General features: G+C 42.8%; 17 protein-coding genes and 1 other RNA gene. 11 read left to right on the plus strand and 7 right to left on the minus strand.

Annotated features, from left to right (window positions below):
- Together ADP71_RS11280 and rnpB are read left to right on the plus strand one after the other, a co-directional pair.
- On the plus strand, positions 1-462 hold the full coding sequence (locus tag ADP71_RS11280; protein ID WP_019958599.1) for a DUF4442 domain-containing protein: 462 nt from the start codon (positions 1-3) through the stop codon (positions 460-462).
- A 324-nt stretch (positions 463-786) separates the two neighbouring features.
- Positions 787-1,135, plus strand: an RNA gene (gene rnpB / locus ADP71_RS11285) — RNase P RNA component class A.
- 31 nt (positions 1,136-1,166) lie between these two features.
- On the opposite strand, the gene ADP71_RS11290 is transcribed toward rnpB, so the two are convergent.
- The 3 genes from ADP71_RS11290 to ADP71_RS11300 form a co-directional block, all read right to left on the minus strand.
- Positions 1,167-1,691 (minus strand): hypothetical protein, encoded by a 525-nt coding sequence (locus ADP71_RS11290; protein WP_019958596.1) that lies wholly within the window; start codon positions 1,689-1,691, stop codon positions 1,167-1,169.
- A gap of 156 nt (positions 1,692-1,847) precedes the next feature.
- Entirely contained in the window at positions 1,848-2,471 is a 624-nt protein-coding gene (trhA, locus tag ADP71_RS11295; RefSeq protein ID WP_019958595.1) for a PAQR family membrane homeostasis protein TrhA, read from the minus strand.
- Positions 2,472-2,489: 18 nt separating this feature from the next.
- The gene (locus tag ADP71_RS11300) at positions 2,490-3,215 is read right to left on the minus strand and encodes a 16S rRNA (uracil(1498)-N(3))-methyltransferase (RefSeq protein WP_019958594.1); all 726 of its coding nucleotides are present in this window, start codon (positions 3,213-3,215) and stop codon (positions 2,490-2,492) included.
- Positions 3,216-3,359: 144 nt separating this feature from the next.
- On the opposite strand from ADP71_RS11300, the gene ADP71_RS11305 reads away from it, so the two are divergent.
- On the plus strand, positions 3,360-4,148 hold the full coding sequence (locus ADP71_RS11305; RefSeq protein ID WP_019958593.1) for an inositol monophosphatase family protein: 789 nt from the start codon (positions 3,360-3,362) through the stop codon (positions 4,146-4,148).
- A 107-nt stretch (positions 4,149-4,255) separates the two neighbouring features.
- Here the strand turns inward: ADP71_RS11305 and lpxC are convergent, their stop codons facing one another.
- Both lpxC and tsaA read right to left on the minus strand, forming a co-directional pair.
- Positions 4,256-5,173: a UDP-3-O-acyl-N-acetylglucosamine deacetylase gene (gene lpxC, locus ADP71_RS11310; RefSeq protein WP_104932419.1), complete on the minus strand. Its 918-nt coding sequence runs from the start codon at positions 5,171-5,173 to the stop codon at positions 4,256-4,258.
- 343 nt (positions 5,174-5,516) lie between these two features.
- Positions 5,517-6,209, minus strand: a complete 693-nt coding sequence (gene tsaA / locus ADP71_RS11315; RefSeq protein WP_019958591.1) for a tRNA (N6-threonylcarbamoyladenosine(37)-N6)-methyltransferase TrmO — start codon at positions 6,207-6,209, stop codon at positions 5,517-5,519.
- Between the two features lie 50 nt (positions 6,210-6,259).
- On the opposite strand from tsaA, the gene waaC reads away from it, so the two are divergent.
- From waaC to ADP71_RS11330, 3 genes are all read left to right on the plus strand, one after another.
- The gene (gene waaC / locus ADP71_RS11320; protein WP_019958590.1) at positions 6,260-7,231 is read left to right on the plus strand and encodes a lipopolysaccharide heptosyltransferase I; all 972 of its coding nucleotides are present in this window, start codon (positions 6,260-6,262) and stop codon (positions 7,229-7,231) included.
- A 109-nt stretch (positions 7,232-7,340) separates the two neighbouring features.
- Positions 7,341-8,090, plus strand: a complete 750-nt coding sequence (locus ADP71_RS11325) for an electron transfer flavoprotein subunit beta/FixA family protein (RefSeq protein ID WP_019958589.1) — start codon at positions 7,341-7,343, stop codon at positions 8,088-8,090.
- Positions 8,091-8,101: 11 nt separating this feature from the next.
- Positions 8,102-9,031 carry an electron transfer flavoprotein subunit alpha/FixB family protein gene (locus ADP71_RS11330; RefSeq protein WP_019958588.1) on the plus strand — a complete coding sequence of 310 codons (930 nt, stop codon included), beginning with the start codon at positions 8,102-8,104 and terminating at the stop codon, positions 9,029-9,031.
- 103 nt (positions 9,032-9,134) lie between these two features.
- Here ADP71_RS11330 and trmL read toward each other — a convergent pair whose 3' ends face one another.
- A complete protein-coding gene (trmL, locus tag ADP71_RS11335; RefSeq protein ID WP_019958587.1) occupies positions 9,135-9,614 on the minus strand; it encodes a tRNA (uridine(34)/cytosine(34)/5-carboxymethylaminomethyluridine(34)-2'-O)-methyltransferase TrmL in 480 nt (159 codons plus the stop codon).
- A 100-nt stretch (positions 9,615-9,714) separates the two neighbouring features.
- Between trmL and ADP71_RS11340 the strand changes: the two genes are divergently transcribed.
- Entirely contained in the window at positions 9,715-10,350 is a 636-nt protein-coding gene (locus ADP71_RS11340; protein WP_237343015.1) for an IMPACT family protein, read from the plus strand.
- 35 nt (positions 10,351-10,385) lie between these two features.
- Here ADP71_RS11340 and ADP71_RS11345 read toward each other — a convergent pair whose 3' ends face one another.
- The gene (locus ADP71_RS11345) at positions 10,386-11,351 is read right to left on the minus strand and encodes a lysozyme inhibitor LprI family protein (RefSeq protein ID WP_104932202.1); all 966 of its coding nucleotides are present in this window, start codon (positions 11,349-11,351) and stop codon (positions 10,386-10,388) included.
- 157 nt (positions 11,352-11,508) lie between these two features.
- Here ADP71_RS11345 and purD point away from each other — a divergent pair, with 157 nt between their 5' ends.
- The 4 genes from purD to ADP71_RS11365 all read left to right on the plus strand — a co-directional run bounded on the left by purD (position 11,509) and on the right by ADP71_RS11365 (position 15,158).
- Positions 11,509-12,777 carry a phosphoribosylamine--glycine ligase gene (purD, locus tag ADP71_RS11350; RefSeq protein WP_104932203.1) on the plus strand — a complete coding sequence of 423 codons (1,269 nt, stop codon included), beginning with the start codon at positions 11,509-11,511 and terminating at the stop codon, positions 12,775-12,777.
- 54 nt (positions 12,778-12,831) lie between these two features.
- Complete coding sequence (locus ADP71_RS11355) at positions 12,832-13,410, plus strand: L-threonylcarbamoyladenylate synthase (RefSeq protein WP_019958583.1); 579 nt, start codon at positions 12,832-12,834, stop codon at positions 13,408-13,410.
- A gap of 131 nt (positions 13,411-13,541) precedes the next feature.
- The gene (locus ADP71_RS11360; RefSeq protein ID WP_104932204.1) at positions 13,542-14,282 is read left to right on the plus strand and encodes a helix-turn-helix domain-containing protein; all 741 of its coding nucleotides are present in this window, start codon (positions 13,542-13,544) and stop codon (positions 14,280-14,282) included.
- Positions 14,283-14,582: 300 nt separating this feature from the next.
- Positions 14,583-15,158, plus strand: a complete 576-nt coding sequence (locus tag ADP71_RS11365) for a TMEM165/GDT1 family protein (protein WP_019958581.1) — start codon at positions 14,583-14,585, stop codon at positions 15,156-15,158.
- The last annotated feature ends 14 nt before the right edge of the window (positions 15,159-15,172 follow it).

Raw genomic sequence — 15,172 nt, forward strand, 5'->3', positions numbered from 1 at the left:
ATGCAAAAACACTCAGTCGAATATTTCAATCAAGTGGTTAAAACCGAATTGCCTGCTGCACATTTTTGCGATGTGCGCGTCAAAAATCTGGATGAGAAGGTGTGCGATGTCACAATGACACACCAACATGCCAACCAAAATCCTTTTGGCTCGATTTATTTTGCCGCCTTGGCGATGGCAGCAGAGTTATCCACAGGTGCTATGGTGATTCGTGCCGTAGAAAATGCGCCTGAAGTCATTTCCATGTTGGTGTTGAACCAAAATGCCCATTTCAGCAAAAAAGCCCGTGGCACCATCACCTTTACCTGTACCCAAGGTCATTTCATCAATGCCGCTATCGAAGAAACCTTGCGCACGCGTGAAGGCGTGACTTTGTGGTTACAAAGCGTGGGAACAGACGAAGCAGGAGATGTAGTCACAACCATGAATTTTGAATGGACGATGAAAGTGAAAAACGCTTAAATTTTGTCAAAAATCAAAAGATTAAGACAAGCGTCCTGTAAACTTACAGGACGCTTCATTTTTATTCCAACCAACTTATCCACAAGCATATGGTTTGATATTTCTATCTCTGATTTAAGATATCCACATTTACTTTCCATCCATTTCTATCCTTTAAAGAGTGAATAAATGGCAAATATGGCAATTTATTGTCAAAAACCTGTGGATAAGTTGTGTATAACGTGGATAAGTCGCTGTTTTAGGAATTATTTCAAAGTCAAAATGAGTCTAAATCGTTCGAGCAATCAATGCCACAGCAAATTGTGTTACAATACGCGCCGCATTACAGTTTGCCAGACAGTCGCCGCGTGGCAACACGGGGAGGAAAGTCCGGGCTCCATAGAGCACAATGCCAGCTAACGGCTGGGCGTCGAAAGGCGACGGAAAGTGGAACAGAAAGCAAAACCGCCGATGGCCTTCGGGCACAGGTAAGGGTGAAAAGGTGCGGTAAGAGCGCACCGGGCACTTGGCAACAAGATGTCGCAGGCTAAACCCCATTGGGAGCAAGACCAAACAGAACCCGCTAATGTGGCTCGCATTGGGTTCGGGTAGGTTGCTTGACGGCATGAGCAATCATGCTGCTAGATGAATGACTGTCCAACGACAAAACCCGGCTTATCGACAAACTGTAATGCCCTCTCTCGCTACTTCATGCCCCTTCATATTTAGCCGTAATATCCCGCCACACCCAAACCAATAGTCCAGAAATGTTTGCCCATTTCCAAATCACGCGCCAACCATTCGTCTTCATCTGAATCACGGTCTTCTGCGGGGGTTTCATCCATGCTTTGTTGCACATCTGCATCGGTAAATTGTCGCCAAATGCCCATGGCCAAATGTGAAAAGGTATAACAATAAGGCGCATCGCTGTCATCAATAGCACTGCCACGATTGCATTTGGTCAACAAAGCCACCAAATCTGCCGCATCCAATTCAAACGGATTTTGTTCATACACCGACAACACCGTGCGCTCAGGATTGGGGCCAAAGACAAATTCAATGAATTCAATATTGCCTTCTTCATCAAAATCCAAACGGAACTCATGTTTTTTATAAAACCAAGAATGGTCATCGTGTTCTGATGGCAGACCCAAAAACTTGTGCACCGCTTCTTTGCTGGTACCCAGTTTTAATAAGCCTATGCCTTCTATTTCAATACCTTCTAAAGGCAACAAAGTGATGGTTTGCATGGTTGTTTGCTTTCGTACAAAAAGATGTGCACAAGCTTACCTTAAGTGTTTCGTTTTGTAAGTGTTATCCACAACAATGCTCAAAATAAATATTAAAAAAGCGTCCTGTAAACTTACAGGACGCTTGTGAATCATTTTGGACTTATCCACAGCTCATTACAAAACATAAAAATAAATACAAAAGAATTGGAACAAACTGCCCATCAACACAAACATGTGCCAAATACCATGACCGTGTTTAATTTTAGTGTCTTGGATAAACCAATAAATACCACCGCTATAAGCCACACCTCCTGCAACCAGCCAAAATAAGCCCCAACTTTCCAAACCGCGCAGCAAAGGCATAATGGCCACCACAACCAGCCAACCCATCAACACATAAATCAACATGGACAGCCAACGAGTAGGAGAGCGCAAACCGATGGTCAATTCTTGGATGATGCCAAACAATGCCAATCCCCACGACACACCAAACAAAGACCAGCCCCAAGGACCATTCAAAGTAATCAAAGTGAACGGTGTATAACTGCCCGCAATCAGCAGATAAATGGCGCAGTGATCAAATTTTTGTAACACGGTTTTGGCCAACTCAGGCTTGATGCTGTGGTACAAAGTTGAAATCAAATACAAAAAAATCAACGTGCCACCATAAACACTCGCTGCCCAAATAGCCAATTCACCTTGACCTATGGATTTTAAAACCAATAAAACCGTCGCAGCGACCGCCAATATGACACCAGACAAATGACTGTATGCATTGAACCGCTCACCATAATACATGGATTTTTCCCTCAATTTTTAATCAAAATCACCCCAGCGCGCTTGTAAACAAGCAGTGGCCGTCATGGCAGCCGTTTCAGTGCGCAAAACACGCGGTCCTAAACTCAAAGGTACAAAACCACTGTCTAAAATCGCCGCTTCCTCTGCTTCGCTGAAACCACCTTCAGGACCTGCCATCAACACCGCTTGATTCACAGACTCAGGCAATGTATTCAAACCTTGCTTATTCACCACACTAAGTAAAATACACAGCTTATCAACAGGGGCTGTGGATAAGTATTCGGATAACTTAATCACAGGCAATACTTCTGGCACAACCGAACGACCACTTTGCTCACAAGCTGAAATCACAATTTCTTGCCAACGCTGCAAACGCTTGTCTGCACGCTCGCCCTGTAAACGCAACACACAACGCTCACTGATAATCGGTTGAAACTGACTCACGCCCAACTCGACACATTTTTGCAAAGTGAATTCCATGCGCTCACCACTGGACAAAGACTGTACCAAACTTAAATGTAATTTGGATTCAGTCTGACATGCTTTAACCTCTTTCAAACAAACGCTTACGAACTTTCTGGTCATTTCTACAATATGAGCTGTCACATCATTGCCATCACCATTAAATAACACAATCTCATCTTGTTCTTGCAAGCGCAAAACTTGTACATGACGCATTACACGCTCGGGCAATTCCAAATTTTGACCCACGACCAATTCAACAGGACAATAAAAACGTGGCATAAGACATCACTTTATATAAAAATATTAATGAACACTCATTGTACAATAAGCTTCATCAACGTAATGGATTGACTTCTCTCCATCATCGCCTAATAATCAATTTGAAAATAATTAGGCAATAATTTGCTAAAAGGTTGATGTATCGTGCTCAATGCTTTGATTCAATTGGTAAGAGATGTGGCACAAAACGAGGTGATGCCTCGATTTTTACGTGTCGGTAGCACACGCAAACAAGATGGTTCTTTGTTCACAGAAGCCGATTTAGCGGCTCAAAATGCATTTGCAGAAGGCTTAAAAAACTTATCCACATATCCCATGTTGGGTGAGGAAATGTCACGCCATGAACAAATGCAGTTGTGGCAAAACAATCCACAAGGTTTGTGGGTGGTCGATCCGATTGATGGGACAACCAATTTTATCAACGGGCTGCCTCATTTTGCTTTGTCTGTGGCTTTGGTCAAAAATGGTGTGAGTCAATTGGGCGTCATTTTCAATCCTTATACCAATGAAATGTATGCCGCAGAACGAGGTAAAGGGGCACATATGAACGGTATTCCTTTACCATTAAAAAAAACCTTAAATCCTTTAAGTGAGGCCATTGCAGGCGTTGAAGTCAAATATTTACGCTCAGGAAAACTGGCCAGCCGCATGCAAACTCTCGCTCCTTGTGGCAGCCAACGCAGCATGGGCAGCTCCACTTTGGATTGGTGTTATTTGGCTTCAGGCCGCTACGATGTTTATGTACACGGCGGTCAAAAATTGTGGGATTACGCCGCAGGTGCTTTGATTTTTGAAGAAGCTGGTGGACAACTTGCCACATTAGAAGGAGATGATTTTTGGAATGGAGAACATGTATTCAGTCGCTCTGCCATTGCGGCTTTACAACCTGAGTTATTCACAGCTTGGCTCAATTGGATACGCAAAAACCAATAAATCACCCAAAATCAATCAACAAAATCAAAGCGGCCTGTCACATTACAGGCCGCTTTTTATCAGCAGAATAATTACTTATCCACTTTATTCACAACTTATCCACAGACTTATACAGATTCATTCACAGGATGGAATGCCGTTGGCAAGTCTTTGTCACTTGGAAAAGTAACCCATTCAAAGCTATCTGGCTCAGAAAACATCTTACGTAACAACGCATTGTTCACCGCATGACCGGATTTATAACCTGTAAATGCACCAATAATCGGATGACCTGCAATGTATAAGTCACCAATGGCATCCAAAATTTTATGGCGCACAAACTCATCGGGATAACGCAAACCTTCAGGATTCAAAACATCAAAATCATCAATCACAATGGCATTGGTCAAATTGCCACCTAGACCTAAATTGTGGCTGCGCATCAATTCTACTTCTTGCATAAAACCAAATGTACGCGCACGAGCAATTTCTTCCAAATAAGAAGCACCTGCAAAATCAATACTGTAAGTTTGATTCGAGCGATTGAAAACAGGATGGTCAAACTCAATGGTCAAAGTCACTTTAAAGCCATCATAAGGCTCAAAAGACACTTTTTTACCCGGCTCTTCCACCACAATCGGGCGTTTGATGCGAATGAATTTCTTCTGGGCATCTTGATCGACAATACCAGCGTCCTGTAACACATAAATAAACGGCAAACTAGAACCGTCCATAATCGGAATTTCAGGCGCATTCAATTCAATCAAAACATTATCCACACCCATCGCAGATAAAGCAGACATGATGTGTTCTATCGTACCGACTTTAGCGCCATTTTCAGTTACAACAGTGGAAGACAGACGTGTATCGTTGATTAACCAAGGAGTTAAAGCAATAATTTCACCTTGCTCACCACTTAAATCTGTACGACGAAAGCGAATACCGCTGTCCACAACCGCAGGATGCATGGTCAAAGACACACGTTCTCCAGAATGCAAGCCAACGCCTGTCACATGTACTGATTTGGCTAAAGTTCTTTGTAACATAATCGTTTTACCAATAATAATGATTGCATTGCTGAAATTGTAACGGAGTTTACAACACAAAGTGACTTAAATTTCTGTACTAGAATATAGTTAAAATTTATCCACATTTTATCCACAAAATGCCTGTTTTTATCCACAATCTATCCACACCCATACACAGCTTATTAACATGCCAAAAAACTGTCCACAAACTATCCCCTGAGTACAAGACCATTTATACACAGACTTATATTTTCATAAACCATTTATTTAACAATAAAAATAGACTTATCCACAGATTTTCACTGCCTTCAGCATCATCATCTTTTTATATATAATAATATAATAATAAAAAACAGCTTCTTTAAAATTCTGACAATTTAATTAAATCTACAATTTGAACAACATTCTCTATAATTTTAAATCTGACCTCAAAACCATCTACTTGCATAAAATAAATGCGTTCAGGAATATTTTGATAAGCAGGTCTAGGATCTTGCGCTAAGGTTTGTTCAATTAATTTTTGATTGACTTGATTGAAATGCAATTGTTCTTGAACTTCTAAAGACCAAATTACTTGTAATTGTGGCGGTATACCATCTACAAAACCACTTTGAGCATTAGGCTTGGCTTCTACAAAAGCAATATAAGGCTTAATATCAATAATAGGCGTACCATCTAATAAATCAGCACCACTACAAATCAATGTAATAGGTTTACTGGTAATGACTTTGTCTAATTTTAATAAAGACAAACCCAAATGATTAGGACGATGCGGTGTACGAGTAGCAAAAATACCTTTTTTGGTTTTACCACCCAGTCTTGGAGGTCTAACCAATTCAGACCAACCCTCCCCTATTGCATCATGAAACACAAAATGCACCCAAATATATTCAAAATCTTCTAAACCACGCACAACATCTGGCGAAAATTCTTGATTTAAAACAATGCTGATTTTAGCTTCAGGTACCAGACCAGGCTGTCTTGGAATACCAAACTTTTGTTTGAATTGCGCTTGCACCATACCAATGGCTTCAATTTGAAACGATAAACCCATAATGACTTTTTCCAGTAAAATAAACCCCATTATGTTACCTGAAAGCACCCATGAACATTTTGTTGCTGCGTTTATCTAGCATGGGCGATTTAATACACACGTTGCCAGCCATTGAAGACTTATCCACACACAGACCAGATGTAAAGTTAGATTGGATGTGTGAAGCATCGTTTGCAGATATTGCTGCTTTACATCCATTTGTACAAAATGTCATACCAATGCATTGGCGACAATGGCGCAAACAATTGTGGCAATCGCAAACACGCTCTGCAATGATGCAATTGCGTAATCAATTAATCGGCAAAGATTACCAATTTGCATTAGACAGCCAAGGTTTAATCAAAAGTGCTTTGTTCGGAAAATTCGCCCACACTCCTATTGTTGGGTATGACCAACACAGTATTCGAGAGCCATTAGCCAGTATGTTTTATCAAAAAAAATATGCTGTGGATAAGTATGCTGATGCAATTTGGCGCAATCGCCAATTGTTTGCTTTGGCATTTGGTTATGAGTTTGATGTGGATAAAGTGGTGTTTGGTGCCAAAGTACCCACAACGGTGAATAACATTGTGGATAACATGACGCCTTATATTGTTGCATTACATGCAACTAGCCAAGATGAAAAACTGTGGCCTGAAACATTGTGGTTTGAATTATTTGAACGCTTGCATCAACAAACTGGTTTTGATATCTATTTACCTTGGGGAAACGATATTGAAAAAAATCGAGCTATCAAATGGGCTGCTCAATTTAATTATGTAAAATTGGCGCCAAAAATGAATTTACAGCAAGCAGCGAAATTATTAGCAGATGCACAATCTGTGATTGGTGTGGATACTGGCTTGTTACATTTGGCCAATGCGCTCAACAAACCTACAGTTGGAATTTATTTACATTCTAATCCTATGTTAACTGGTGTTCAAATTACGCCAATTTCTACCAATGTAGGGGATGTTGGTGTTTGTCCAACGGTTGACATGGTTTTCAATGCTTGGCAATATTGCTCTGCAGCAAAAATATAACTGAAATAATTACCGTAAATTAGCGTGAAAAACAGCATATATTTTGGCAGGGTGATGGCCTAACAAAGGCATTTTTCATGTTAATGAGTCGTACAAATGAGGATAGAGAATGAAAGCATTAGTAGCAGTGAAGCGTGTTGTTGATTACAACATTAAAGTGCGCGTCAAAGCCGATGGCTCAGATGTGGATATTGGCAACGTAAAAATGTCGATGAACCCATTTGATGAAATTGCAGTAGAAGAAGCAGTTCGTTTGAAAGAGGCAGGTCAAATTTCTGAAGTCGTTGCCGTTTCAATTGGTGTGAAGCAGTGCGAAGAAACTTTGCGTACAGCTTTGGCAATGGGTGCAGACCGCGCCATTCATGTTGAAACCGATGGCAAATTGGAGCCTTTGGCAGTGGCCAAATTATTGCAAGCGGTTCAGGCACAAGAAAATGCTGATATCGTGTTGCTCGGTAAACAAGCGATTGATGACGATGCCAATCAAACAGGTCAAATGTTGGCGGCTTTGTTAAATGCGCCACAAGCGACGTTTGCGAGCAAAGTAGCAGTCAATGGTGGTGAAGTGGAAGTGACACGTGAAATTGACGGTGGTTTGGAAACTGTGGCAATCAAATTGCCAGCGGTGATTACCACGGATTTGCGTTTGAACGAGCCTCGCTATGTGAAATTGCCTAATATTATGCAAGCGAAGAAAAAACCGTTGGCCAAACACACGCTTGCTGATTTTGGTGTGGATGTAACCCCTCGCTTTAGCGTTGTGAAAGTTGCTGAGCCTAAAGGCCGCAGTGCTGGTGTGAAAGTAGAAACCGTAGCGGATTTGGTTGGTAAATTGAAAAACGAAGCCAAAGTGATTTAAGGGGAAACAACATGACAGTTTTAATCATTGCTGAACACAATAACAGCGAATTGAATTTGGCGACTTTGAATGCGGTCACTGCTGCTCAAAAATTGGGTGCAGTACACGTTTTAGTGGCAGGTAGCGGTGCTCAATCGGTTGCTGATGCAGCCAAACAAGTTGCTGGTGTGGAAAAAGTATTGTTAGCTGATGCAGCGCATTATGAAAACAGCTTGCCAGAAGAAGTAGCACCTTTGGTGGTGTCTTTGGCAGGTGATTACAGCCATGTTGTTGCAACTGCAACGGCGTTTGGTAAAAACTTGTTGCCACGCGTAGCTGCTTTGTTAGATGTTTCTCAAGTGTCTGATGTGACCGAAGTCATCGATGCACAAACTTTCACACACCCGATTTATGCGGGCAATGCGTTTGAAACAGTGAAAGCATCTGATGCCAAATTGGTTTTGACCATTCGTGCAACCGCTTTTGATGCGGCAGCAAACGAAGGTGGCAACGCGGCAGTTGAAACAGTTGCAGCTTCTGCACCACAAGGCTTAAGCCGCTTTGTCGGTCGTGAATTGACCAAGTCTGATCGTCCTGAATTGACCCAAGCGAAAATCATCGTTTCTGGTGGTCGTGCAATGGGCAGTGCTGAAAAATTCAACGAATTGTTGACGCCATTGGCAGACAAATTGGGTGCGGCCATTGGCGCGTCTCGTGCGGCTGTGGATGCAGGTTATGCACCTAATGATTACCAAGTGGGTCAAACAGGCAAAGTGGTGGCGCCTAGCTTGTACATCGCTGTGGGCATTTCTGGTGCGATTCAACATTTGGCTGGTATGCAAGACAGTAAAGTGATTGTGGCCATCAACAAAGATCCTGATGCGCCGATTTTCAATGTGGCTGATTACGGTATTGTGGGCGATGCGTTTACCTTGGTACCTGAATTGGTGGCTGCATTGTAATAAACATGGCTAAAATTGTGATGATTTGAGCCAAAAAATCAATAAAGCGTCCTGTAAACGTTTACAGGACGCTTTATTATCGCTGTACAGCGTGTTTTACGCCTTAAGCAAGGTTCGGGTAGCCTTGTTGTCTTAAAGCCTCGTAAATCACGATGGCAGCGCTGTTAGACAGGTTTAACGAGCGAATGTGTTCCGATTGTGGAATACGCAAACAGTCTTGAGCGCGCGCTTGGGCAAATTCTTGTGGCAAACCGGTGGTTTCGCGTCCAAATAAAAAATAAATATCTTGTTCTTGGTGGCTAAAATCATGTTCACTGAACGGTACATCGCTGTAAGTTTCAATCAAATACACTTTGGCATTTTGGCTTTCGGTGTGGGCGATGAAAGCGTCTAAATCATCGTGGTAATGAATGTCGACATGTGCCCAATAATCCAAACCTGCTCGTTTGAGCATTTTGTCATCGGTAGAAAAACCCAACGGGCGAATCAAATGCAAGCTGGTGTGAGTGCCAGCGCAGGTGCGGGCGATGTTGCCTGTATTGGCAGGAATTTCAGGTTGGTACAAAGCAATGTGTAAAGGCATGTTTATCTTTCAGCGTAAAACAGTTGTTCTCAATCGAACAGCTTGGCAATAGTCAAATTATAAGCCAAAGTTTTTGTGATGGCTTAAGGGAAAGATTTGTTTGAAGCATTTTGATGTGGATGTTTATAATGTTTGCATGGAACCGACACACATCACTTCAATTGCTTCCCCTACCCTTTCTGAACACAAAGCCAAAGGCAGCCGTTTTTTGGGCTATGCTTATCCTTTGTCGCAAGCAGATGATTTGAAGCCTTTGTTGCAAAAATTGTATGACGAACACCCCAAAGCGGTGCATTGGTGTTATGCCTATCGTTTGGGCAGTGATGGCATGCAATTTCGTGCCAATGACGATGGCGAGCCTTCAGGCAGCGCGGGCATGCCGATTTTGCGCCAAATTGATTCGGCGGGCTTGTCGGATGTGGTCGTGATTGTGGTGCGTTATTTTGGCGGGACTTTGCTAGGTGTGCCAGGTTTGATTCAAGCTTACAAACAAGCGACAGTTTTGGCTTTACAGGACGCTATTCGTGTGGAAAAACCGATTTTAAAAACGGTTTCTTTGCGTTTTTCATATGAAAAAATGAGTGAAGTGATGCGTTTGATCAAGCGCACCGAAGCGCAAATGCTCCATCAGGAAATGGAAATGGAAGTCAGTTTGAGTGTGGCGGTGCCAAAATCACATGAAGAGGCTTTCATGCAACAAGTACAAGACTGGCATTGGTTACAATGGGAAGCTTAGCCTTTGGCTGAACTTCCCATTGCCGTGAACCAAAATCAGTTTGGCACGTGGTATTGTTTTAACTCTTCCAAGCGTTTTTGATTGGATTGTACTTCGCAATGCGCCAAAACATTTTTGCGTTCTGCATCGCTGCTGGCATTGGCAGCGGCTTGTTGACAAGTTTGTTGGCGTTTGTTGCGCCATTGATTTTGCTCGTTTTCCAAAGTTTGTTGCACGTCGCTTGGCAATTCAGACCAAATTTGTTCGACTTGCGCTTCAGAGCGATTGCGTTGTGCTTGGTTATGCGTCAAATCGTTAGGATTGGTATTGGTTTGGGTGTTTTGATTTTGTTGCACTTGATCAATCAAATCACTGATGGCATCTTTTGCTTCTGAAGCCGCCGCAGGTTTGGCTGGGGTTAAATCAATGGGTGCCTCCAAAACATCTGACACTGAGGCAGGCGTATTGGTTTTGAGTTGACCAATAGTGAGCAAGCGCAATAAAAACTGCGTCAGTTTGGTATCGGCATTGGATTGCACCATTGGGCTTTTGGTATCTGCTGCACCGCTGGCTTGGTATTGCACTGGCACTTGGTAAAAACCATTAGGAGATTGACCTAATTGCGCTTGGAATGCTTCGGCAGCTAAATTAAAGGTTTGATTCAATTCATTGGCTTTTAACTGAGCAGAGATGATTAAATCATTGGGAATCAAAACTTGTACATCTGCTTGACAAATTTGAGGGCTGTCAGTGGCAGCAGATGCGGTATTGATGCCGTCTAAATTGAATTGGATTTGCTTCAAGTCTTGCTCAATTTGGCTGAAATTCAAACTGCCATAAACCTCAGGTTGTGCTTGTGCCAAATATTTGAGTTTGGCCATGATTTGTTGTTTGGTGCCCAAATCAAAAGTGGTTTTGACCACGTCGCTGTCACATGCAATAGTCGGTGTTGCTTCTGGTGTTTGCGGTTGGCAGGCAGTGAACAATCCCAAAACAAGCAGTGATAAAGCGATTTTTTTCATGCAGTGCGTCCCATATAATTTGGTTAATTAAAACCAATATTATCCCCAAATTCAAACCAAAGCAGATTAATTTTTGCTTAGTTTGGCATTTAACTAGGCAAGGATGCGACACCGCTTTAAAATACGCCTTTGTTATTTCCTTTGATGCGGATGGATGATGAAAGTATTGGTAATCGGTTCAGGCGGGCGTGAGCACGCATTGGCATGGCGTTTGGCGCAATCTGCGCGTGTGGATGAGGTTTTTGTGGCGCCTGGTAATGCAGGTACGGCTGTTGAGCCAAAATTGACCAATATTGCTGTTTCAGCACATCAAGATTTGATTGAGTTTGTCAAAGCCAACGATGTGGCATTCACCGTTGTGGGTCCTGAAGCGCCATTGGCTGCGGGTGTGGTAAATGATTTGCGTGCTGCAGGTTTGAAAATTTTTGGCCCAACGCAATATGCTGCACAATTGGAAAGCTCAAAAGATTTTGCCAAAGCATTCATGGCGAAATACCACATCCCAACTTCGGGCTACCAAACATTCAGCGATGCTGCTTTGGCGCATGAATATGTGAACGGTAAAGGTGCTCCGATTGTCATCAAAGCCGATGGCTTGGCGGCAGGCAAAGGCGTGATTGTGGCGTTGACATTGGACGAAGCGCATGCGGCGATTGACGACATGTTGCTTGGTAATAAAATGGGTGATGCGGGCGCGCGTGTGGTGATTGAGGACTTTTTACAGGGCGAAGAAGCCAGTTTCATTGTGATGGTCGATGGTGAAAATGTGTTGCCTATGGCAACGAGCCAAGACCACAAGCGTTTGTTAAACGATGATTTGGGACCGAATACAGGCGGCATGGGTGCTTACAGTCCTGCGCCTGTGGTGACCGATGCGGTTTACCAACGTGTGATGGATGAAATCATTCATCCAACCGTACAAGGCATGAAAGCCGAAGGCCATCCATTCACAGGCTTTTTGTATGCAGGTTTGATGATTGATGCAAACGGTGCACCGTTTACGATTGAATTCAATTGCCGCTTTGGCGACCCTGAAACACAGCCGATTATGAGCCGTTTAGAATCTGATTTTGCGGACTTGGTGGAAGCGGCCATTGATGGTCGTTTGAATGAAGTCGAAGCAACGTGGAGCGATAAAACTGCGGTTGGTGTGGTTTTGGCGGCACAAAACTACCCAGAAACGCCACGCAAAGGTGATGTGATTTCAGGTTTGGATGCTGCCAATCAAATTGGCAAAGTGTTCCATGCGGGCAGTGCTTTGAATGAGCAAGGTGAATTGGTCACCAATGGTGGTCGTGTGTTGTGCGTAGTGGGTTTGGGTGATGGTGTGCAAGCGGCCAAAGACCAAGCTTACCAAGCTTTGAGCCATGTTTCGTTTGATGGCATGCAATACCGTACTGACATTGCCGACAAAGCATTGCGTTAATCTTTGAGTTAAACTGAGTCAGCGTCCTGTAAATCTTTACAGGACGCTTTTATAATGTCTGTTATGTACACACACAGAATCATGGGCGCCTTTGATTTGCGCCGTCTCAAACAACATTTGCGCCGTGGTGGCGTGATTGCTTATGCTTGTGAAGCTTGTTTTGGTTTGGGTTGTTTGCCCAATAATCAACGTGGTTTGCGCCAAATCATGACCATTAAGCAACGTCCTCAAAGCAAAGGTTTGATTGTCATTGGTGACAGTCTGAACCGCTTGCAACCTTTGTTAAAACCTTTAACACCTTCCCAAACCGAATTGGTGAATCAAGCTTGGCCTGCTGCCAAGACGTTTATCATTCCATGTTCAGATAAAGTGTCTGCCTTATTGCGTGGCAATGGGCGCGATAAATTGGCGGTGCGTGTTCCTGCGCATAATGATGCCCGTTTGCTGAGTAAGTTGGTGGCATCTCCGTTGGTTTCCACTTCTTGCAATCGCAGTGGTAAGCGTTTTTGTACCAATACCCGTGAAGTCAAACGGCAATTTGGTCGTCAAGTGATAGTGGTGGATGGGCGGATTGGTCGCAATAAACAGCCAAGTCAAATTTTTGATTTGCTCAGCGGTCGCCGCTTGCGTTGATTTTTCACCATGTATCTTTGCCTGAAAAACCAATACAGGTTTTTCAGGACGCTTTGCGTTGGTTTGCTTTGAAAGAGTTTTCACTTTAAAGTAGCAGTAATTGATACTTAAATAATAAAAAGGTGCAAACTATGGAGCAACAGCAAATTTTCAGGGTGTTGAAACAACAATTGCATGGTCAGGGGAAAAGTTATGCTGATTTGGCCGAATATTTAGAGGTTTCAGAATCCAGTATCAAGCGCTTGTTTGCCAAAAAAAGCACTTCGCTAGAACGTTTATTGGAAATTTGTGAATATTTGCAATTGAGTTTTGTGGAATTGGCGCGTTTGGTGGATGAGCAGCGTCCTGTATTGGATCAATTGACTTTGGTGCAAGAAAAACAATTGATGAGCGATCCGAAATTGATTTTGATGGCAGTTTGCATGATGAATCATTGGCCGATTGAAGCTGTGATTGCCCATTATCAAATTGAAATGCACGAATGTGTTTTGAAATTGGCACAGCTCGATAAAATGGGCATGTTGCAATTATTGCCTAATAATCGGGTACGTTTGCGGGTGAGCCAACAGTTTTCTTGGCAGCCTAATGGACCAATTCAGCGTTATATTCAAGAACAAGGCATGGCAGATTTTTTTGATTTTGAAAACGATGTCGCAGGTTATGAAGAGTTGTTGTTTGATCATGGCATGCTCAGTGCCGATGCGATTTTAACCATGCGCAGCACGTTGAAAAAATGCCAACAACAAATGGCACAGTCACACCGCCAATCTTTGAATGTGCCACAAGATCGCAAGCAAGGTATGGCTATGGTTTTGGCTTTGCGCACTTGGGAGCCTAAATGGTTTCGTGATTTGCGTCGGGATCAAAAATGAGGTTTATATGACGGCATTTTCATTTAAATGTAATAAAAAATAGCTATTTGCTTGAAATGATTTACATGAATATGAATGTGCTTTTATAATAGCGCCACTTCTTGAGGGAGTAATCATTACAGGACGCTTCTAGCGTTTTGAAACTCAGGTCAACATATTTGCTTGATTCAAGCATGGTCTGAGTGTCTGTTGCGGTGACGTAATCGGCTGATGAGACTTAAGACTGAATAAACGACCTATGTGGGCGGCGTTTATTTGGTCTTTTGTACATAATTCAGCCCACAAAACGGAACCTTGTACATGGACGCTTTCTTATCTTCTACCGCTGCGGTAGCTCTTGCCGAAATCGGTGACAAAACCCAATTATTGACTTTGTTTTTAGCGGCGCGTTATCGCAAGCCTATGCCTATTATTATGGGCATTTTGGTGGCAACAATTCTAAACCATTTGGTTTCAGGTTGGATCGGTGCATGGGTAGGACAGTCATTTAACGCCAATATCATGGCGTGGGTGATAGGCATCAGTTTTATTGCAGTGGGTTTTTGGTTATTGGTACCAGACAAAGACGAAGAAGTGAGTGAAAAATGGCTGACTGGTAGTGCGTTTGTGGCAACGGCAGTATTGTTTTTCTTGGCCGAAATTGGCGACAAAACCCAATTGGCAACCGTGTTTTTAGCAGCAAAATACCAAGATGTTTTTTGGGTGGTTGTGGGTTCGACTTTGGGCTTGATGATTGCCAATGTGCCGATGGTGTTTTTGGGTGATTGGTTGTTGAAAAAATTGCCTTTGAATATTATCCGTGTGGCTGCGTGTGTGTTGTTTGTTGTGTTAGGTTTGGTCACTTTATACCAACCCTTGATGGCATTGTTCAGTTAAAAAAACAGATTAAA

The organism is Vitreoscilla sp. C1, assembly GCF_002951955.2.
Taxonomy (GTDB): Bacteria; Pseudomonadota; Gammaproteobacteria; order Burkholderiales; family Neisseriaceae; genus Vitreoscilla; species Vitreoscilla stercoraria.